Origin of the sequence: Paraburkholderia sp. SIMBA_030, assembly GCF_046535245.1 — a bacterium.
Taxonomy (GTDB): Bacteria; Pseudomonadota; Gammaproteobacteria; order Burkholderiales; family Burkholderiaceae; genus Paraburkholderia.
This window is the reverse complement of sequence record NZ_JAWRXB010001152.1, coordinates 1-252: the sequence shown is the minus strand read 5'-3', so window position 1 is coordinate 252 and position 252 is coordinate 1. Positions and strand designations below refer to the sequence as shown.

1 pseudogene is annotated in these 252 nt (G+C 63.9%); it reads left to right on the top strand.

The features are described from left to right. Positions 1–252: pseudogene (locus SB772_RS43640) on the top strand (formate hydrogenlyase); the annotation flags it as partial.

Here is a 252-nt window from a genome sequence, read left to right as displayed (position 1 = left end):
CGGTCCGCTCGCACTGAACATGAAGGAAGCGGTTCGACGGGTATGGGACGCGACGCCCCATCCGAAGCTGGTGGTTGCTGCAGGCGATTGCGCGTGCACGGGTGGGATCTTCAGGGACAGCTATGCCGTGTGTGGGCCGCTGTCTGCCCTCCTTCCGGTGGATGTCGCCATTCCAGGCTGTCCGCCACCACCGATCGATCTGTTAAGAGGCATTCTCACGGCACTGCGCTCGAGGCCGGACGCATTCGTGCC